The organism is Ruminococcus sp. D54t1_190329_F1, from assembly GCF_015551645.1.
GTDB classification, from domain to species: Bacteria; Bacillota; Clostridia; order Lachnospirales; family Lachnospiraceae; genus Blautia_A; species Blautia_A faecis.
Genome location: NZ_JADNDC010000040.1, coordinates 1 through 13,642, shown reverse-complemented (window position 1 = coordinate 13,642; position 13,642 = coordinate 1). Strand labels below are relative to the sequence as shown.

Annotated in this window: 13 protein-coding genes, 2 tRNA genes and 1 rRNA gene; 12 read left to right on the top strand and 4 right to left on the bottom strand. The window is 44.8% G+C overall.

Features of this window, described 5'->3' with window-relative positions; all coding sequences use genetic code 11:
* The first annotated feature begins 82 nt into the window (after positions 1–82).
* Positions 83–1,024, top strand: coding sequence for an ROK family glucokinase (locus tag I2D69_RS16065; protein ID WP_173719269.1), 942 nt, complete (start codon positions 83–85; stop codon positions 1,022–1,024).
* Between the two features lie 222 nt (positions 1,025–1,246).
* On the opposite strand, the gene I2D69_RS16060 is transcribed toward I2D69_RS16065, so the two are convergent.
* Entirely contained in the window at positions 1,247–3,844 is a 2,598-nt protein-coding gene (locus tag I2D69_RS16060; protein ID WP_195380230.1) for a PBP1A family penicillin-binding protein, read from the bottom strand.
* Between the two features lie 244 nt (positions 3,845–4,088).
* Between I2D69_RS16060 and I2D69_RS16055 the strand changes: the two genes are divergently transcribed.
* Positions 4,089–4,745, top strand: a complete 657-nt coding sequence (locus I2D69_RS16055; RefSeq protein WP_195380229.1) for a YigZ family protein — start codon at positions 4,089–4,091, stop codon at positions 4,743–4,745.
* A 117-nt stretch (positions 4,746–4,862) separates the two neighbouring features.
* Here the strand turns inward: I2D69_RS16055 and I2D69_RS16050 are convergent, their stop codons facing one another.
* Positions 4,863–5,381: a peptidylprolyl isomerase gene (locus tag I2D69_RS16050; RefSeq protein WP_173717322.1), complete on the bottom strand. Its 519-nt coding sequence runs from the start codon at positions 5,379–5,381 to the stop codon at positions 4,863–4,865.
* A gap of 97 nt (positions 5,382–5,478) precedes the next feature.
* On the opposite strand from I2D69_RS16050, the gene tsaE reads away from it, so the two are divergent.
* Complete coding sequence (gene tsaE, locus I2D69_RS16045; RefSeq protein WP_195380228.1) at positions 5,479–5,916, top strand: tRNA (adenosine(37)-N6)-threonylcarbamoyltransferase complex ATPase subunit type 1 TsaE; 438 nt, start codon at positions 5,479–5,481, stop codon at positions 5,914–5,916.
* Here tsaE and I2D69_RS21220 read toward each other — a convergent pair.
* Complete coding sequence (locus I2D69_RS21220) at positions 5,874–6,005, bottom strand: DUF6783 domain-containing protein (RefSeq protein WP_319017828.1); 132 nt, start codon at positions 6,003–6,005, stop codon at positions 5,874–5,876. The genes tsaE and I2D69_RS21220 overlap by 43 nt on opposite strands.
* Here I2D69_RS21220 and I2D69_RS21215 point away from each other — a divergent pair.
* The 3 genes from I2D69_RS21215 to rimI are packed head-to-tail and all read left to right on the top strand — an operon-like array spanning position 5,955 to position 7,320.
* On the top strand, positions 5,955–6,077 hold the full coding sequence (locus I2D69_RS21215; RefSeq protein ID WP_319017829.1) for a DUF6783 domain-containing protein: 123 nt from the start codon (positions 5,955–5,957) through the stop codon (positions 6,075–6,077). The two genes, I2D69_RS21220 and I2D69_RS21215, sit on opposite strands and share 51 nt — an antisense overlap.
* 51 nt (positions 6,078–6,128) lie before the next feature.
* Entirely contained in the window at positions 6,129–6,857 is a 729-nt protein-coding gene (gene tsaB, locus I2D69_RS16040; RefSeq protein ID WP_195380227.1) for a tRNA (adenosine(37)-N6)-threonylcarbamoyltransferase complex dimerization subunit type 1 TsaB, read from the top strand.
* 22 nt (positions 6,858–6,879) lie between these two features.
* Positions 6,880–7,320, top strand: a complete 441-nt coding sequence (gene rimI, locus I2D69_RS16035) for a ribosomal protein S18-alanine N-acetyltransferase (protein ID WP_148463469.1) — start codon at positions 6,880–6,882, stop codon at positions 7,318–7,320.
* Positions 7,321–7,396: 76 nt separating this feature from the next.
* Here the strand turns inward: rimI and I2D69_RS16030 are convergent, their stop codons facing one another.
* Entirely contained in the window at positions 7,397–9,985 is a 2,589-nt protein-coding gene (locus I2D69_RS16030; RefSeq protein ID WP_187566453.1) for a YfhO family protein, read from the bottom strand.
* Positions 9,986–10,251: 266 nt separating this feature from the next.
* On the opposite strand from I2D69_RS16030, the gene I2D69_RS16025 reads away from it, so the two are divergent.
* From I2D69_RS16025 to I2D69_RS16000, 6 genes are all read left to right on the top strand, one after another.
* Complete coding sequence (locus tag I2D69_RS16025) at positions 10,252–11,163, top strand: ribonuclease Z (protein ID WP_118583890.1); 912 nt, start codon at positions 10,252–10,254, stop codon at positions 11,161–11,163.
* Between the two features lie 3 nt (positions 11,164–11,166).
* The gene (tsaD, locus tag I2D69_RS16020) at positions 11,167–12,186 is read left to right on the top strand and encodes a tRNA (adenosine(37)-N6)-threonylcarbamoyltransferase complex transferase subunit TsaD (RefSeq protein WP_148463466.1); all 1,020 of its coding nucleotides are present in this window, start codon (positions 11,167–11,169) and stop codon (positions 12,184–12,186) included.
* Positions 12,186–12,881 (top strand): 2-C-methyl-D-erythritol 4-phosphate cytidylyltransferase, encoded by a 696-nt coding sequence (ispD, locus tag I2D69_RS16015; protein WP_118583886.1) that lies wholly within the window; start codon positions 12,186–12,188, stop codon positions 12,879–12,881. Before tsaD ends, ispD begins: the two co-directional genes overlap by 1 nt.
* Before the next feature lie 142 nt (positions 12,882–13,023).
* Positions 13,024–13,109, top strand: a tRNA-Ser gene (locus I2D69_RS16010).
* A 130-nt stretch (positions 13,110–13,239) separates the two neighbouring features.
* Positions 13,240–13,329: transfer RNA gene (locus I2D69_RS16005), tRNA-Ser, on the top strand.
* Between the two features lie 237 nt (positions 13,330–13,566).
* Positions 13,567–13,642: ribosomal RNA gene (locus I2D69_RS16000) — 16S ribosomal RNA — on the top strand; the annotation flags it as partial.

The following is a 13,642-nucleotide window of genomic DNA, read 5'->3' as shown; positions in this document are numbered from 1 at the left end:
ACAGTAATGCATAGAACAGTAATGCATAGAACGGTAATGCATAGAATAGTAATTCATAGATCAGAAAGGATGGAAATTTACAATGGGTATGTATTGTTTTGGTATTGACGTAGGAGGAACTTCTGTAAAATGCGGTCTGTTTCTTACGAATGGAACTTTGGTTGAGCAGTGGGAGATTCCTACAAGACTGGAGAATAACGGTTCTTCAATCCTGCCGGATGTTGCAGATGCAATCAAGACGAAGCTGGATGAGAGAGGAATCACAAAGGATAATGTAGACGGTGTTGGAATCGGTATTCCAGGACCTGTTAATGAGAATGGTGAAGTTCCTATGGCAGTTAACCTGCACTGGGGCTTTAAGGCCGTAGCAAGCGAATTAAGCGCACTTACAGGCCTTCCGGCAAAGGCAGCCAATGATGCCAATATTGCAGCTCTTGGTGAGGCATGGAAGGGTGCTGCAGAGGGTTCCAAGAACGTGATTCTGGTAACACTTGGAACTGGTGTTGGCGGCGGTATCATCATTGACAGCAAGATCATCGCAGGTTATCACGGTGCCGGTGGAGAGATTGGACATGCATGTGTCAATCACAATGAAGTTCGCCCATGTAACTGCGGTAATCACGGATGTCTGGAGCAGTATGCATCTGCAACCGGAATTGTACGTGTGGCAAATGACATTCTGGAGGAGAGCCAGGAGGACAGCAAGATGCGTCATGTAGAGAAGCTTTCTGCTAAGAATGTTCTTGACTTCTACAAGGAGGGTGACGCTCTGGCTGTTAAGACTATGGAGAAGGTTGGCGATATTCTGGGAAGCACACTTGCCGTGTTTGCATGTGTAACAGACCCGGAGGCAATTGTAATTGGCGGCGGTGTATCCAAAGCAGGCAAACCTCTTACAGACTGTATCCAGAAGTATTATCAGAAATATGCATTCCCATCCTGTAAGAGTACTCCGATCATTCTTGCAAGCCTTGGAAATGATGCCGGTATCTATGGCGCAGCTCGTATGGTGATCAAAGACTGATTTCAGATCATCCAGAGAATTTCATAATACATAAAATCAGGAAACGCCCTGTGCAGAAGATTGCTGAATCCAGCAGACTCTGTGCAAGGCGTTTCTTTGTATATATAGTTTATCGCTTCCGGCACTGAACAGCTATTATTTTGGCAGAAAAAAAACTGCAGCTTTCTGGAAACGAAAACTGCAGTTTTAATTGTTTATAACTGACTGTCAGCTGAAAGCTTTTTAGTAATAATAAATATCATCATTACCAGAATCTCCGCCGCTTTCATCTGGATACTGGATATCACCGCCATCGGTACCGTCACCACCAGTACCGTCACCGCCAGTACCATCGCCGCCAGTGCCGTCACCGCCACTGCCATCTGCATTGTCTGTGCCGTCCGGATTTTCCGGATCTGGAGTCGGAGTGGCATTTTCATCGCTGATTTCCATATCTTCATCCTGACTTTCGTCATATTCGTAGAAATGCTGGTCACAGTACTCTGTAGGCATGGTTCCTACATCAAAGTACTCCTCTGTAACCGGGCAGCCAACTCTCGGAAGAAGTCCTGTATCAGCACAGATACTGATCTGTTCAATACCATCCGGAACTTCGAAATCTTTGTATTCCATTCCCTGATGGATCCGGTTCATGACCTTACGCCATAATGTTTTGTGGAAATTACGTGCGTCACCTTCCGGTATCTTCTGGTTGCCGTCGTAGCCGGACCATACTGCACATGTGTAATATGGTGTATATCCTACGAACCAGAGGTCATTGTATGCATCTGTAGTACCTGTCTTACCTGCAACTGCCATATTATCAAGCTGGCAGGCTGTACCGGTACCATTCTGAACTACATCCTCAAGGGCGCTTGTAAGAAGATAAGCAGTTGTTTCCTTAATGACGGAGCGTCCTACAGAGTTGTTCTCAATCAGTACGTTTCCGTTGTGATCAAGAATCTTGGTGTAGTAAACCGGTTTGATATAATTACCGCCGTTCGCAATGGCTGCGTATGCGGCACAAAGCTCTACGTTCTTAACACCGTAGGTCAGACCGCCAAGTGCTGTAGGCAGGTTGGCATCTGTATAAACATTGCCATTGGCATCGGTATCCGCTTCGGTACCATGTGCCAGTGTGGTAAATCCAAAGTTGTCCAGATATTTCAGGCCAAGCTCAGGGGTTACATCCTCAAAACACTGAACTGCAACGGTATTGACAGAATTACGGATCGCTGTACGGATCGTAGTGGTGCCATTAAAGCTGCCGCTTGCATTATTGACCGGTGCGCCGTTGTCGTAGGTGATTGGCTGGTCTTCGTAAGTGGTAGCCAGTGTCATTCCCTTCTCATTAAGGGCCGCAGCATAGGTGGATACGATCTTAAATGTAGAACCTGGCTGACGGGTACTGTCTGTAGCACGGTTCAGGGTAAGGCTGGCAGTCTTGGTTCCACGTCCGCCAATGATCGCCTTCACATATCCGGTATGCTGGTCGATGATTGTCATTGCTGACTGAGGCTGGGGGGCAAAGCTTACACGTTCTGCAACAACCGTGCTTCCGTCTGCAAGAATATTCGCTTTATAACGGTCTACATAAGTCTGTCCCTCGTCCTGGGAATCAAACAAAAGATCAAAAGACGGATCCTCATTCTGGAAGTAAAGCTTCATCATTTCCTTGCTGTAGTTTACTTCCTGTCCATCCGGCTGTTTCACGGTAAGGGCATAATCAAGTGCGTACTGTACGTAATCCGGATAGTTGGATGGATCGGAATATTCCTCATCCACAATGTTCTGAATGTCCGGATCCTGGGTAGTCATGATCTTCAGGCCACCGCTATACAGAAGGTTCTGTGCCTGTGTCTTGGTGTATCCTTTGATATTCATCAGATCATTGATAACCTGCTTGGTAAGCTCGTCCTCAAAGTAGGAGTATGTCTTGCTGGAAGACTGTGTATTAGAAGCCTGTGCCTCCTGAATGCGGGTGTAGACATCATCATTAATAGCATTGTCATACTGCTCCTGAGTGATGTAACCCTGATCCAGCATATGGTCAAGAACTTCTTTACGTCTCTTTGCATTTTCCTTGGGATTCTCGATTGGGTTGTATTTGGTAGGAGCCTGGGTGATACCTGCCAGAGTTGCGCACTCGGAAAGATTCAGATCCCACACATCTTTATTAAAGTACTGACGGGCAGCAGCCTGTACACCGTATGCACCTGCACCAAGGTTGATGGTATTCAGGTAATTCTCAAGGATCACGTTCTTGTCGCCGATCTTTTTCTCAATCTCAACGGCAAGGAACTGCTCCTGAAGCTTACGTGTAAATCGCTCTACCTGTGTAGACTCGTTGGTCCAGTTGGTGAAAACGTTGTTCTTCAGAAGCTGCTGGGTAATGGTACTTGCACCCTCGGAAAAGCTTCCGGTAGTAAGTGCTTTCACACCAGCACGAAGAATACCTCTTACATCAATTCCATTATGCTCATAAAAACGCTCATCCTCGATAGCCACTACTGCATGCTGCAGATCCTCCGGAATCTGGTCAATGGAAACCGGAAGTCGGTTGGCATTAGGTGCTGCCAGCTTACGAATCTGATTACCATTGCAGTCATAGAGGAAAGTGGCATAACCAAGAGGCATGATATCCACTTCATTTACGTCCGGCGTATTTGCAAGTATTCCACGAATGGAACCAATTCCAAGACTGGATACTGCAACGCACAGGGCGATCAGGCCGATGAAAAGGACTCTGATAAACGAAACATGTGCCCTTTTTCCCATCATGGACGAGCGGGAAATAAGAGAATTCCGTTTCTTAGAGGCCGATTTTTTTCCGTAGTTCATGATAAACCTCCTTTATAATCCGTTCTATTATATCAAATCCAGGTTCGTAAATAAACCCTAAAATCGAATATTTCTGTGAACTTTGTTCACAAAAAACACCTCGCGGAACGGTATCAGTGAATAGTAAGGTGAACAGCATCCTTTTACAAGACTGGAAAGAAAAGCCAATTCATGTTACACTATAGCAAATGAGGAAGAACAAGCTGTTATCTTTATTTTATTATGAGTTTTTGGAGGTTTCCGTATGCGGGAAAATTATAAGACCATCTATGCAGGAGGCGAGGGGGAGATTACGGAGAAGAAATCCCGGTTTATTGCGACGGTGCGCCTGGTGGAAAAAGAGGAGGACGCTCTTGCTTTCATAGAGGAAATGAAGAAGAAATACTGGGATGCCAGACATAATTGCTATGCTTATTCTATTGGAGAACATCGGGAGTTTACTAGGTGCAGTGATGACGGGGAGCCGTCAGGAACTGCAGGACGGCCTATGCTGGATGTGATCTTGGGGGAAGATATTTATAATGTGGCGGTAGTTGTGACTAGATATTTTGGCGGTGTGCTCCTTGGTACCGGCGGACTTGTGCGAGCCTATTCCGGAGCAGTGCAGGCTGGCCTGGGGGAGAGTACGGTGATAGAGAAGCACCATGGGATTTCATTGGCACTGACTGCAGATTACACGGCTATCGGCAAGCTGCAGTATATTGCAGCAGAGAATCAGCTTCCGGTCCTTGACACGGAGTACACAGACAAGGTGATCATGCATCTTCTTGTGCCAAATGACCAGATTGGAAGAATCCAGAAGGTGATCACAGAAGCCACCAGCGGACGTATAAAGATGGACAAAGAGAAGGAGCTTTATTTCGCAGATGTGGAAGGCAAAATAAAGGTGTTTGACCATTAAAAGAGAACAAAAACCCCTGCATCTGGAAAATAAACATTCCACAGATGCAGGGGATAAAGTTCTTTTGAAAGCTTTTTAAACATGCTCTGGATCAGTCTGTCTGCAGAGCATAAATAATCAGCACTTCTCTGGCTCTGGATAATCTACGCCGAAGGTGTCAACTGTCATGGATTTGATCTTCTGTTCGTCAAGTGGTCTGTCGCTGTAGTCAGTGTCGGTCTCAGCAATCTGGTTTACCACATCCATGCCCTCGGTCACTTTACCAAAAGCAGCGTAAGCACCATCAAGGTGTGGAGCATTTTTGTGCATGATGAAGAACTGGCTTCCTGCTGAATCCGGATGCATGGCTCTTGCCATGGAAAGAACGCCCTCGGTATGTTTTAACTCATTCTTCACACCGTTCTGAGCAAATTCACCCTTGATGCTGTATCCAGGACCGCCCATTCCGGTTCCGTCCGGGCAGCCGCCCTGGATCATGAAGCCGTTGATAACACGGTGGAAAATAAGTCCGTCATAAAATCCCTTTTTAACAAGGCTGATAAAGTTATTTACAGTATTTGGTGCAATCTCCGGATATAACTCTGCTTTGATCACATCTCCGTTATCCATAGTAATGGTAACAACTGGATTTGCCATAGTTTGATCTCCTTTTTCAAAAAGTATTGTATTTCGTTATTCGTTCTATTATAATATGCAAAGAGCAATTCTGCAAGTAAAAAGGAGTTGTAAAGTTATGATAAAAGAAACATTCAGCCCCGAAGAGACCTTCGCTTTCGGCAAATGGATCGGGGAAAAGGCTCTTCCCGGGCAGGTATACACACTGGTAGGAGATCTTGGGGTAGGTAAGACCGTTTTTACCCAGGGAGTGGCAGAAGGACTGGGGATCACAGAGCCTGTAAACAGTCCGACTTTTACCATTATTCAGGAATATGAAAGCGGCCGTATGCCATTTTACCACTTTGATGTGTACCGGATCGGGGACATTGAGGAGATGGAAGAGATCGGCTATGATGACTATTTCTACGGAAATGGAATCTGCCTCATTGAGTGGGCTAATCTGATCGAAGAAATCCTGCCAGAGCAGATCATTGAGATTACCATTGAGAAAAATCTGGAAAAAGGGTTCGATTATCGTAAGATCACAGTAACCGGATTACTAGAGCCTGTTTGAAAAATCATTCCCGCAATCTGCACGCCCCACTTTGCGGTATATTTCACCCGAATTCGGTTGCCGTAGCCCGCTACGGCGCCCTCATCCAAGCGAAATCTCCCACAAATTGTGACGCACATCTTGCAGAAAGCCTTTTTCAAACACGCTCTAGAGCAGATTAAGTGGCAGAAAAATTAGAAAATCTCCAAAAGTGGGGAGAGTAAGGAGAAAAAATGAAGATTTTAGGCCTTGACAGCTCAGGAATCGTCGCTTCTGTTGCAATAGTGGAGGACGAGAACCTGATTGCGGAATATACAGTTAATTATAAAAAGACACATTCCCAGACACTTCTTCCTATGCTGGACGAGCTGGTGAAGATGACAGAGCTGGATCTGGATACCATTGATGCCATTGCAGTGGCAGCCGGACCAGGCTCTTTTACAGGACTTCGTATCGGTTCTGCTACAGCCAAGGGACTTGGTCTTGCGTTGAAAAAGCCACTGGTGGAAATTCCTACTGTGGATGCACTGGCATATAATTTGTATGACTCCAGAGCATTGATCTGTCCGATTATGGATGCAAGAAGAAGTCAGGTTTATACAGGAATCTACCGCTTTCAGGAGCATAAGCTGGTAACGGTAGAAGCTCAGATGGCAGTTCCAATGGCTGAGATGATTGAGAAATTGAATGCGAGAGGGGAAGAGGTAGTATTCCTTGGCGATGGCGTGCCTGTCTTTGGAAAAATGATCCAGGAGAACCTGAAGGTTCCATATTCTTTTGCACCTGCCCATGTGAATAAGCAAAGAGCAGCTGCAGTGGCAGCCCTTGGCGGGATTTATGTGAAAGAGGGCAAAATAGTGACTGCTATGGAGCATGTTCCAGAATACCTGAGAGTTTCCCAGGCAGAGCGTGAGCGCGCCCAGAAGCTGCAGGAAGAGAAAGCTTCTGAAAAAAACAGCTGAGAAGAAAAGGAGAAGTCAGAGTATGATTCTTCGTGAAATGCTGGTAGATGACCTGGATCAGGTCATGAAGATTGAAAACGAATTATTTTCCCCGCCATGGACGAAAGAGGGATTTTTTACTTATCTGACCCGCAAGGATGCCATGTTCCTTGTAGTGGAAGAGAAAGGAGAAATCCTGGCTTACTGTGGCCTGATCATGGTTTTGGATGAAGGCGACATTACCAATGTTGCAGTGCGCCCGGACAGGCAGAAAGAGGGGATTGGGCATTTCCTTATGGACAGTCTGATTCGGCTTGCCGAACAGCAGGGAGTTACCACGATCCATCTTGAGGTTCGTACAGGCAACGGGACTGCCATCCGTCTTTATGAAAGAATGGGATTTACAAAAGACGGGATCCGCAAGAAATATTATACGGATCCCGTGGAAGATGCTCTGCTTATGACTAGGCATCCGCGTGGATAAGTGAGAACCTCTCATTCTCGCAAAATGTGACGCACATCTTGCAGAAAGCCTTTTTCAAACATGCTTCAGTCATGGTCTATCGCATGATTTTATGCCTGAGCCCATACGCTGTATTGTAGAAAATCAAAAGCACAAATGCCACAAGGCTGAGTGCAGCCCCAAGTGACTTACCGGGCGCATGGAATTCAATCTGGATTTCATGCGCCCCTTTTTGTAACGGAAAACCAAGAAACGCCTTGTTAACCTGTACCGGTGCAGCTTCTTTCCCATCCACACAAACAATGTATCCTTTGGAGAACGTATAGGAGGTTACGAAATATCCATCTTTCGGCATATCAATACTACCGTTTAGAATCTCTTTCCCGGAAATTCCTTTTTCCTGAAAAGTTACCAGCCCCGGATGGGAAAGCAGGCTTAATGGAAGGGTGTAGGCTTTTATATTTGTGAGCTTATATTCTCCTCTGGAAAACATAATGTCCAAAGCATCCATATCCTCATTAGAAGAAATCATATAATAAAAGGTATCATTATTGTTGGGATAAGGAGCCTCAGAGCCGGAAAGCCGGTTTCGGATGCCATTTATGGTAATGGACATATCCTTTTCCCCATTGTATTTTACGTCAAAAGAGAGCAGCAGAATAGTGGATGCCGGCAGTGTTTCCGGCAGTTCCCGGCGGACGGTTTCATCTTTTTTTGAAGTCTTGTGATTAAGAAAATCGGCAGGCAGGGAATATTCCTTCATTTGAGAAGCGTATGGCAAAAAAGCGGCAGAAAGATCACTGGCATTCTCTGAATTGTCAGGAGAATCCGGCACAATTGTGCGGTTGGTAATGGTATCCAGTGTCTGTGGAGAAGAAAGCTTATCATATTCACTTTCTGTCATCAGAGCCGTACTTCCATAAGCAATAGGCAGCACATTGCTGTTTTCTGCCAGTATATGCCCGTCTTTTTCCAGAAGGGTCTTATAGCCCGCAGGAACTTTATCTGCTTTTGTCTGAATATACCGGACGCCCATCAGATATTCCTGAAAAGGATTTACATCAGCTGTCATGGCAACACGGTTGCGGATGCTGATAGGCATTTGCAGGATATCGTACAGCAATGTATTGTAAGTGCTGTTGGAAATAGAGGAATACAAGGTACTTTTATTTTGCTCCCCGGTGATTACATAGTTTGAATTGTTGGATGGGTGCTCGATTACATCGAACCGTGCCTGAGGATTTTCACAGCACGCCTCCAGATCCTCCCTGGAAAAATAGTCTCTGGACTCGTCTGCAATTGTGGCGTAATGCTCTTCCTGTCCTTTTGTCAGATAAAGCATAGAAGGAATCGCAAGCAAAAGCACAAGTCCTCCAAGATTTATCCACCAGCAGCTGACTGGTATCGTGATTTCTTTTTCCTCCAGAAAAACGCCAAGGGAAGCACAGACAAGAAGCAGCACAAGATCAGCTGTGACCAGGTGCCGGATCTGCTGATTATGTAAAAGGAAAATAAGCTGTACGATAACCGGAATTGCACAAAGCAAAGCCAGTGGCAGACTGTGGCGTATTTTTTTCTGCCGGAGGCCTTCAAGAGCCTGTGCAGCCAGGTAAAGAATCAAAGGCAGAAATGGGATCAGGCATTTGGGCCTTACATATAAAGTGGCGTTTAAAATCCAGTAAAAAATGTCAAAAAACAGCAGTACAAAAACAGCAATTGCCAGCTTTCGGGTTTTCTTTTCCCGTATGCACAGAAACAGTGCATACAGACAAAAAAGAGTGAGTCCGCAGCCGTAAGGACTGTATAGGATGCTGTCCAGTGTGGGGTTCACTCCCAGGATTTTTAACAGGGAAGTGGAATCACCGGTATCCTTTTTATTTCCAAGGATGGAAAGACCGGTGGGAAGCAGGAGAAAGAGATTCATGGATACGGCAAAAGACACGTCCACAATATAGTTCCACCATATTTTGCATTTTCGTTTTTTCTGCATTCTGGCGGGTACATTTTTCAGATGCTCCGGCAGCAGATGGCTGATATAAAGGATGCATGCCAGAAAGCAGGATGGGAAAAAGTAAAAGCTATGCAAAATGCAGAAAAACAGGGAAAGGATCAGTCCGATATGGGGACGGATGTGGTACACGTCCTGTTCCTGGTACTCAAAAATCCGGTCCAGGCAGAGGAAAGCCAGTAAAAGAAATGGCAGATAATTCACAAACATGATCTGTCTGTGCGCCTGGAAAAAGCAGTTTGCGCTAAGATAAAAAAAGCCGCATGCAAAGCTGGTAAAATCCGAAAAACCCTTCCTGTGCAGCCAGTAATAAAGAAGTCCGCCTCCAAGCAGGATTTCAAATATTGCATATCCCTGAATAAACCATTCCATTTCCACATGGGGAAAAAGATAGGAAATCAGTACATCCGGGCGCATAAATCCGTAGTAGGAGAGGGAAAAGAAATTGGTTCCGCCTCCAAGTCCGGTGAAGTCCGGAAACAGGCTTCCTGTTGCATAAAAATTTTTTCTCATATAATCAGCAATGGTTACATGCTGGGAATACCAGTCTGTCTCGGAGCCAAACCAGGAACCGGAAGGTATCAGAAGTAAGATGAGAATGCTGCCAGCTGTCAGAAGAAGCAGCAGAGTAATGGCGTTTCGCCAGGTGAATTTTTGAGGCTTGCTGCAGAAAATCATAATAATTCCTTTCTGTTGCTGAGCTTAAAACAGCAACAAATGTTAAGTTTAAATTATAAAAACACATTGTAAGCTGTTTGTCAAGCGGCTTCATTTTAATTATTTCTGAATGATTTTCCATATTGGGAAGACCTGACTCTTGTTTTAGGAAACTGCTTGTGTTAAACTTTCCTAGAGCATGTTTGAAAAATGTTGTTATAAGATTGCTTCGGAAAGCATTTGGAAAACACGTTTTGGAGAATAAAGAAAAGAGGATATTTTAATATATGTTAGATGTTTGTCTGCTGGGAACCGGAGGTATGATGCCACTTCCAAGAAGATGGCTCACTGCTCTGATGACCCGGTATAACGGCCACAGTCTTCTTATTGACTGCGGCGAAGGAACTCAGGTGGCAATTAAGGAAAAAGGATGGAGCTTTAAGCCTGTTGACGTGATCTGTTTTACCCATTATCACGGAGATCACATCAGCGGACTTCCTGGTCTTCTTCTTACAATGGGGAATGCAGAGCGCACAGAACCGCTTACCTTGATTGGTCCGAAAGGTCTTGAGAGGGTAGTAAACGCACTTCGCGTGATCGCACCGGAGCTTCCTTTTGAACTGAAATTTATCGAGATTAACGGACCTGAACAGGTATTTGAGATTAATGGTTACAGGATCACGGCTTTTAAGGTAAACCACAATGTACTTTGTTATGGATATTCACTGGAGATACTCCGTCAGGGGAAATTTTCCCCGGAGCGTGCCCGTGAGCAGGGAATCCCATTGAAATACTGGAATCCTCTGCAGAAAGGCCAGACTATTGAAGCCGATGATGTGACATATACTCCGGATATGGTTCTGGGACCTGCGAGAAAGGGACTGAAGGTTACTTACACTACAGATACCAGACCCACCGAGTCAATTTTGAAAAATGCGTCTGGCTCAGACCTTTTTATCTGCGAAGGGATGTACGGCGAGGATGACAAGCTGGAGAAGGCAAAAGGCTATAAGCACATGACATTCCGTGAAGCTGCTACTCTGGCGAAGCAGGCTGATGTAGGGGAAATGTGGCTGACTCATTACAGTCCGTCTCTGATCCGTCCAGATGAATATATGGACATGGTGCGGGATATTTTCCCAAAAGCTTATCCTGGCAAAGACGGAAAAACAATGGAAATGAATTTCGAAGAGGATTAAAAAATGAAAGATACATTCATTCTTGCAATAGAAAGTTCCTGTGATGAAACTGCGGCTTCTGTAGTAAAAAACGGCAGGACTATATTATCAAATGTGATTTCTTCCCAGATTGCGCTTCACACTCTGTATGGAGGTGTTGTGCCGGAAATCGCTTCACGTAAACATATTGAGAAAATCAATCAGGTGATCGAAGAGGCACTTTCCGAGGCAAATGTGACCCTGGATGATCTGGATGCAATTGGCGTTACTTACGGTCCTGGCCTGGTAGGTGCTCTTCTTGTGGGCGTAGCTGAGGCGAAGGCCATTGCATATGCGAAAAAGCTTCCTCTTGTTGGAGTGCATCATATAGAAGGACATGTTTCTGCCAACTATATTGAACATCCGGATCTGGAACCGCCGTTCCTTTGTCTGATCGTGTCCGGCGGACACACACATCTTGTAATCGTAAAAGACTATGGAGAATTTGAAATCCTGGGACGCACCAGAGATGATGCTGCGGGAGAAGCTTTTGATAAAGTTGCCCGTGCAATCGGATTGGGTTATCCAGGTGGACCAAAGGTAGATAAATTGGCAAGAGAGGGAAATCCGGACGCCATTGTTTTCCCGAAAGGAAAATTAGGAGACTGTCCTTATGATTTTAGCTTCAGTGGCGTGAAATCTGCTGTATTGAACTATATTAACAATGCCCAGATGAAGGGCGAAGAGATCAATCGTGCCGACCTTGCGGCTTCTTTCCAGAAGTCTGTGGTAGACGTACTTGTGGAGCACACAATGCTTGCTGCCAAAGATTATCACATGGATAAGATTGCTATTGCAGGCGGGGTTGCGTCCAACGGAGCTTTGAGAGAAGCTATGACTAAGGCTTGTGAAAAGAGGGGCTATAAGTTCTATCGTCCGTCACCTATTTTTTGTACAGACAATGCGGCGATGATCGGCGTGGCAGCTTATTACGAATATATCAAAGGAACACGCCATGGATGGGACTTAAATGCAGTTCCTAACCTGAAACTGGGAGAGAGATAATGGAGCAGGGCAGATGTACGGCAATCGTTCTGGCGGCAGGCCAGGGCAAAAGAATGCATAGCAAAATACAGAAGCAGTTTCTGGAAATAGGAGGGAAGCCGGTTCTGTATTATTCCCTGCATTGTTTTCAGGAGAGTCCGCTGATCCAGGATATTATTCTGGTGACGGGGGAAGAGATGATTTCTTACTGTGAGCAGGAAATTGTAAAAAAATATGGCTTTTCCAAGGTGCGCAAGGTGACAGCAGGAGGAAAAGAGCGTTATGATTCTGTGTATGCAGGACTATTATGCTGTCAGGATACAGATTACGTGTACATTCATGACGGTGCAAGACCATTTATCACAGAAGAGATGGTTCAAAGAGGATATGAGGCCGTGAAGCGAACCAATGCGTGTGTAATGGGCATGCCGTCCAAGGACACTGTGAAACTGGCAGACTCGTCAGGCTATATTAAAGAGACTCCAGATCGTAAAATTGTATGGAATATTCAGACTCCTCAGATATTTTCATATGATCTGATTCGCGGAGCTTATGAAAGCATACGCAAAAAGGACATGACAGGGGTAACAGATGATGCAATGGTAGTGGAGCAGGAGACTGGAACCAAGATCCTTCTTGTGGAGGGATCTTACCAGAATATCAAGATCACTACACCAGAAGATCTGGCGATTGCAGAGGCTTTTTTGAGATATTGAATGAATTTTTGAAAAAAATAAAAAATCTTGTTGACACAAAAAGGTTTTAATGATAGAATACGTTTTGCACTGACAGAGACAACCTCTTGAGTGAAGGACAACTCCTAATGTGCAAAGCGTTTTTTGTTTGATTATTATATATGGAGAGATATCGAAGTGGTCATAACGAGGCGGTCTTGAAAACCGTTTGTCCGCAAGGGCGCGTGGGTTCGAATCCCACTCTCTCCGCTTGTTAAACACTTAAAAAAATAAATTTAAAAAGTGCTTGACAAATAAAGAAACATCAGTTATACTAAACAAGCTGTCGCAAGAGAGCAAACAATTTAATGAAGAACTTACTTAGTAAGTAGGGCAATTTGGAGAAGTACCCAAGCTGGCCGAAGGGGCTCCCCTGGAAAGGGAGTAGGTCGTTAATAGCGGTGCGAGGGTTCAAATCCCTCCTTCTCCGTTTTGAATTTCTCAATCAAAAGAAGTTCAAAAAAGTTGTTGACAAACACTTGAACATGTGATAATATGAACAAGCTGTTTTGAAAACAACAGCGAAACAACCTTGATAACTAAACAGTGAAACACATACGATTCTCGAAAATTCTTAACGAATCATCATTCAAAAGAATGAACTTTTTATAACAGTAATGACGAGAGATAACTAAGCTAGTTGGTTGTCTTGAGTGAATCAAACACTTTATCAGAGAGTTTGATCCTGGCTCAGGATGAACGCTGGCGGCGTGCTTAACACATGCAAGTCGAACGGGAAACAT

Excerpts from the sequence above, each read along its gene's own strand:
- I2D69_RS16065 (WP_173719269.1), top strand. The coding sequence starts at position 83 with ATGGGTATGTATTGTTTTGGTATTGACGTAGGAGGAACTTCTGTAAAA.
- I2D69_RS16060 (WP_195380230.1), bottom strand. The coding sequence starts at position 3,844 with ATGAACTACGGAAAAAAATCGGCCTCTAAGAAACGGAATTCTCTTATT.
- I2D69_RS16055 (WP_195380229.1), top strand. The coding sequence starts at position 4,089 with ATGCGGGAAAATTATAAGACCATCTATGCAGGAGGCGAGGGGGAGATT.
- I2D69_RS16050 (WP_173717322.1), bottom strand. The coding sequence starts at position 5,381 with ATGGCAAATCCAGTTGTTACCATTACTATGGATAACGGAGATGTGATC.
- tsaE (WP_195380228.1), top strand. The coding sequence starts at position 5,479 with ATGATAAAAGAAACATTCAGCCCCGAAGAGACCTTCGCTTTCGGCAAA.
- tsaB (WP_195380227.1), top strand. The coding sequence starts at position 6,129 with ATGAAGATTTTAGGCCTTGACAGCTCAGGAATCGTCGCTTCTGTTGCA.
- rimI (WP_148463469.1), top strand. The coding sequence starts at position 6,880 with ATGATTCTTCGTGAAATGCTGGTAGATGACCTGGATCAGGTCATGAAG.
- I2D69_RS16030 (WP_187566453.1), bottom strand. The coding sequence starts at position 9,985 with ATGATTTTCTGCAGCAAGCCTCAAAAATTCACCTGGCGAAACGCCATT.
- I2D69_RS16025 (WP_118583890.1), top strand. The coding sequence starts at position 10,252 with ATGTTAGATGTTTGTCTGCTGGGAACCGGAGGTATGATGCCACTTCCA.
- tsaD (WP_148463466.1), top strand. The coding sequence starts at position 11,167 with ATGAAAGATACATTCATTCTTGCAATAGAAAGTTCCTGTGATGAAACT.
- ispD (WP_118583886.1), top strand. The coding sequence starts at position 12,186 with ATGGAGCAGGGCAGATGTACGGCAATCGTTCTGGCGGCAGGCCAGGGC.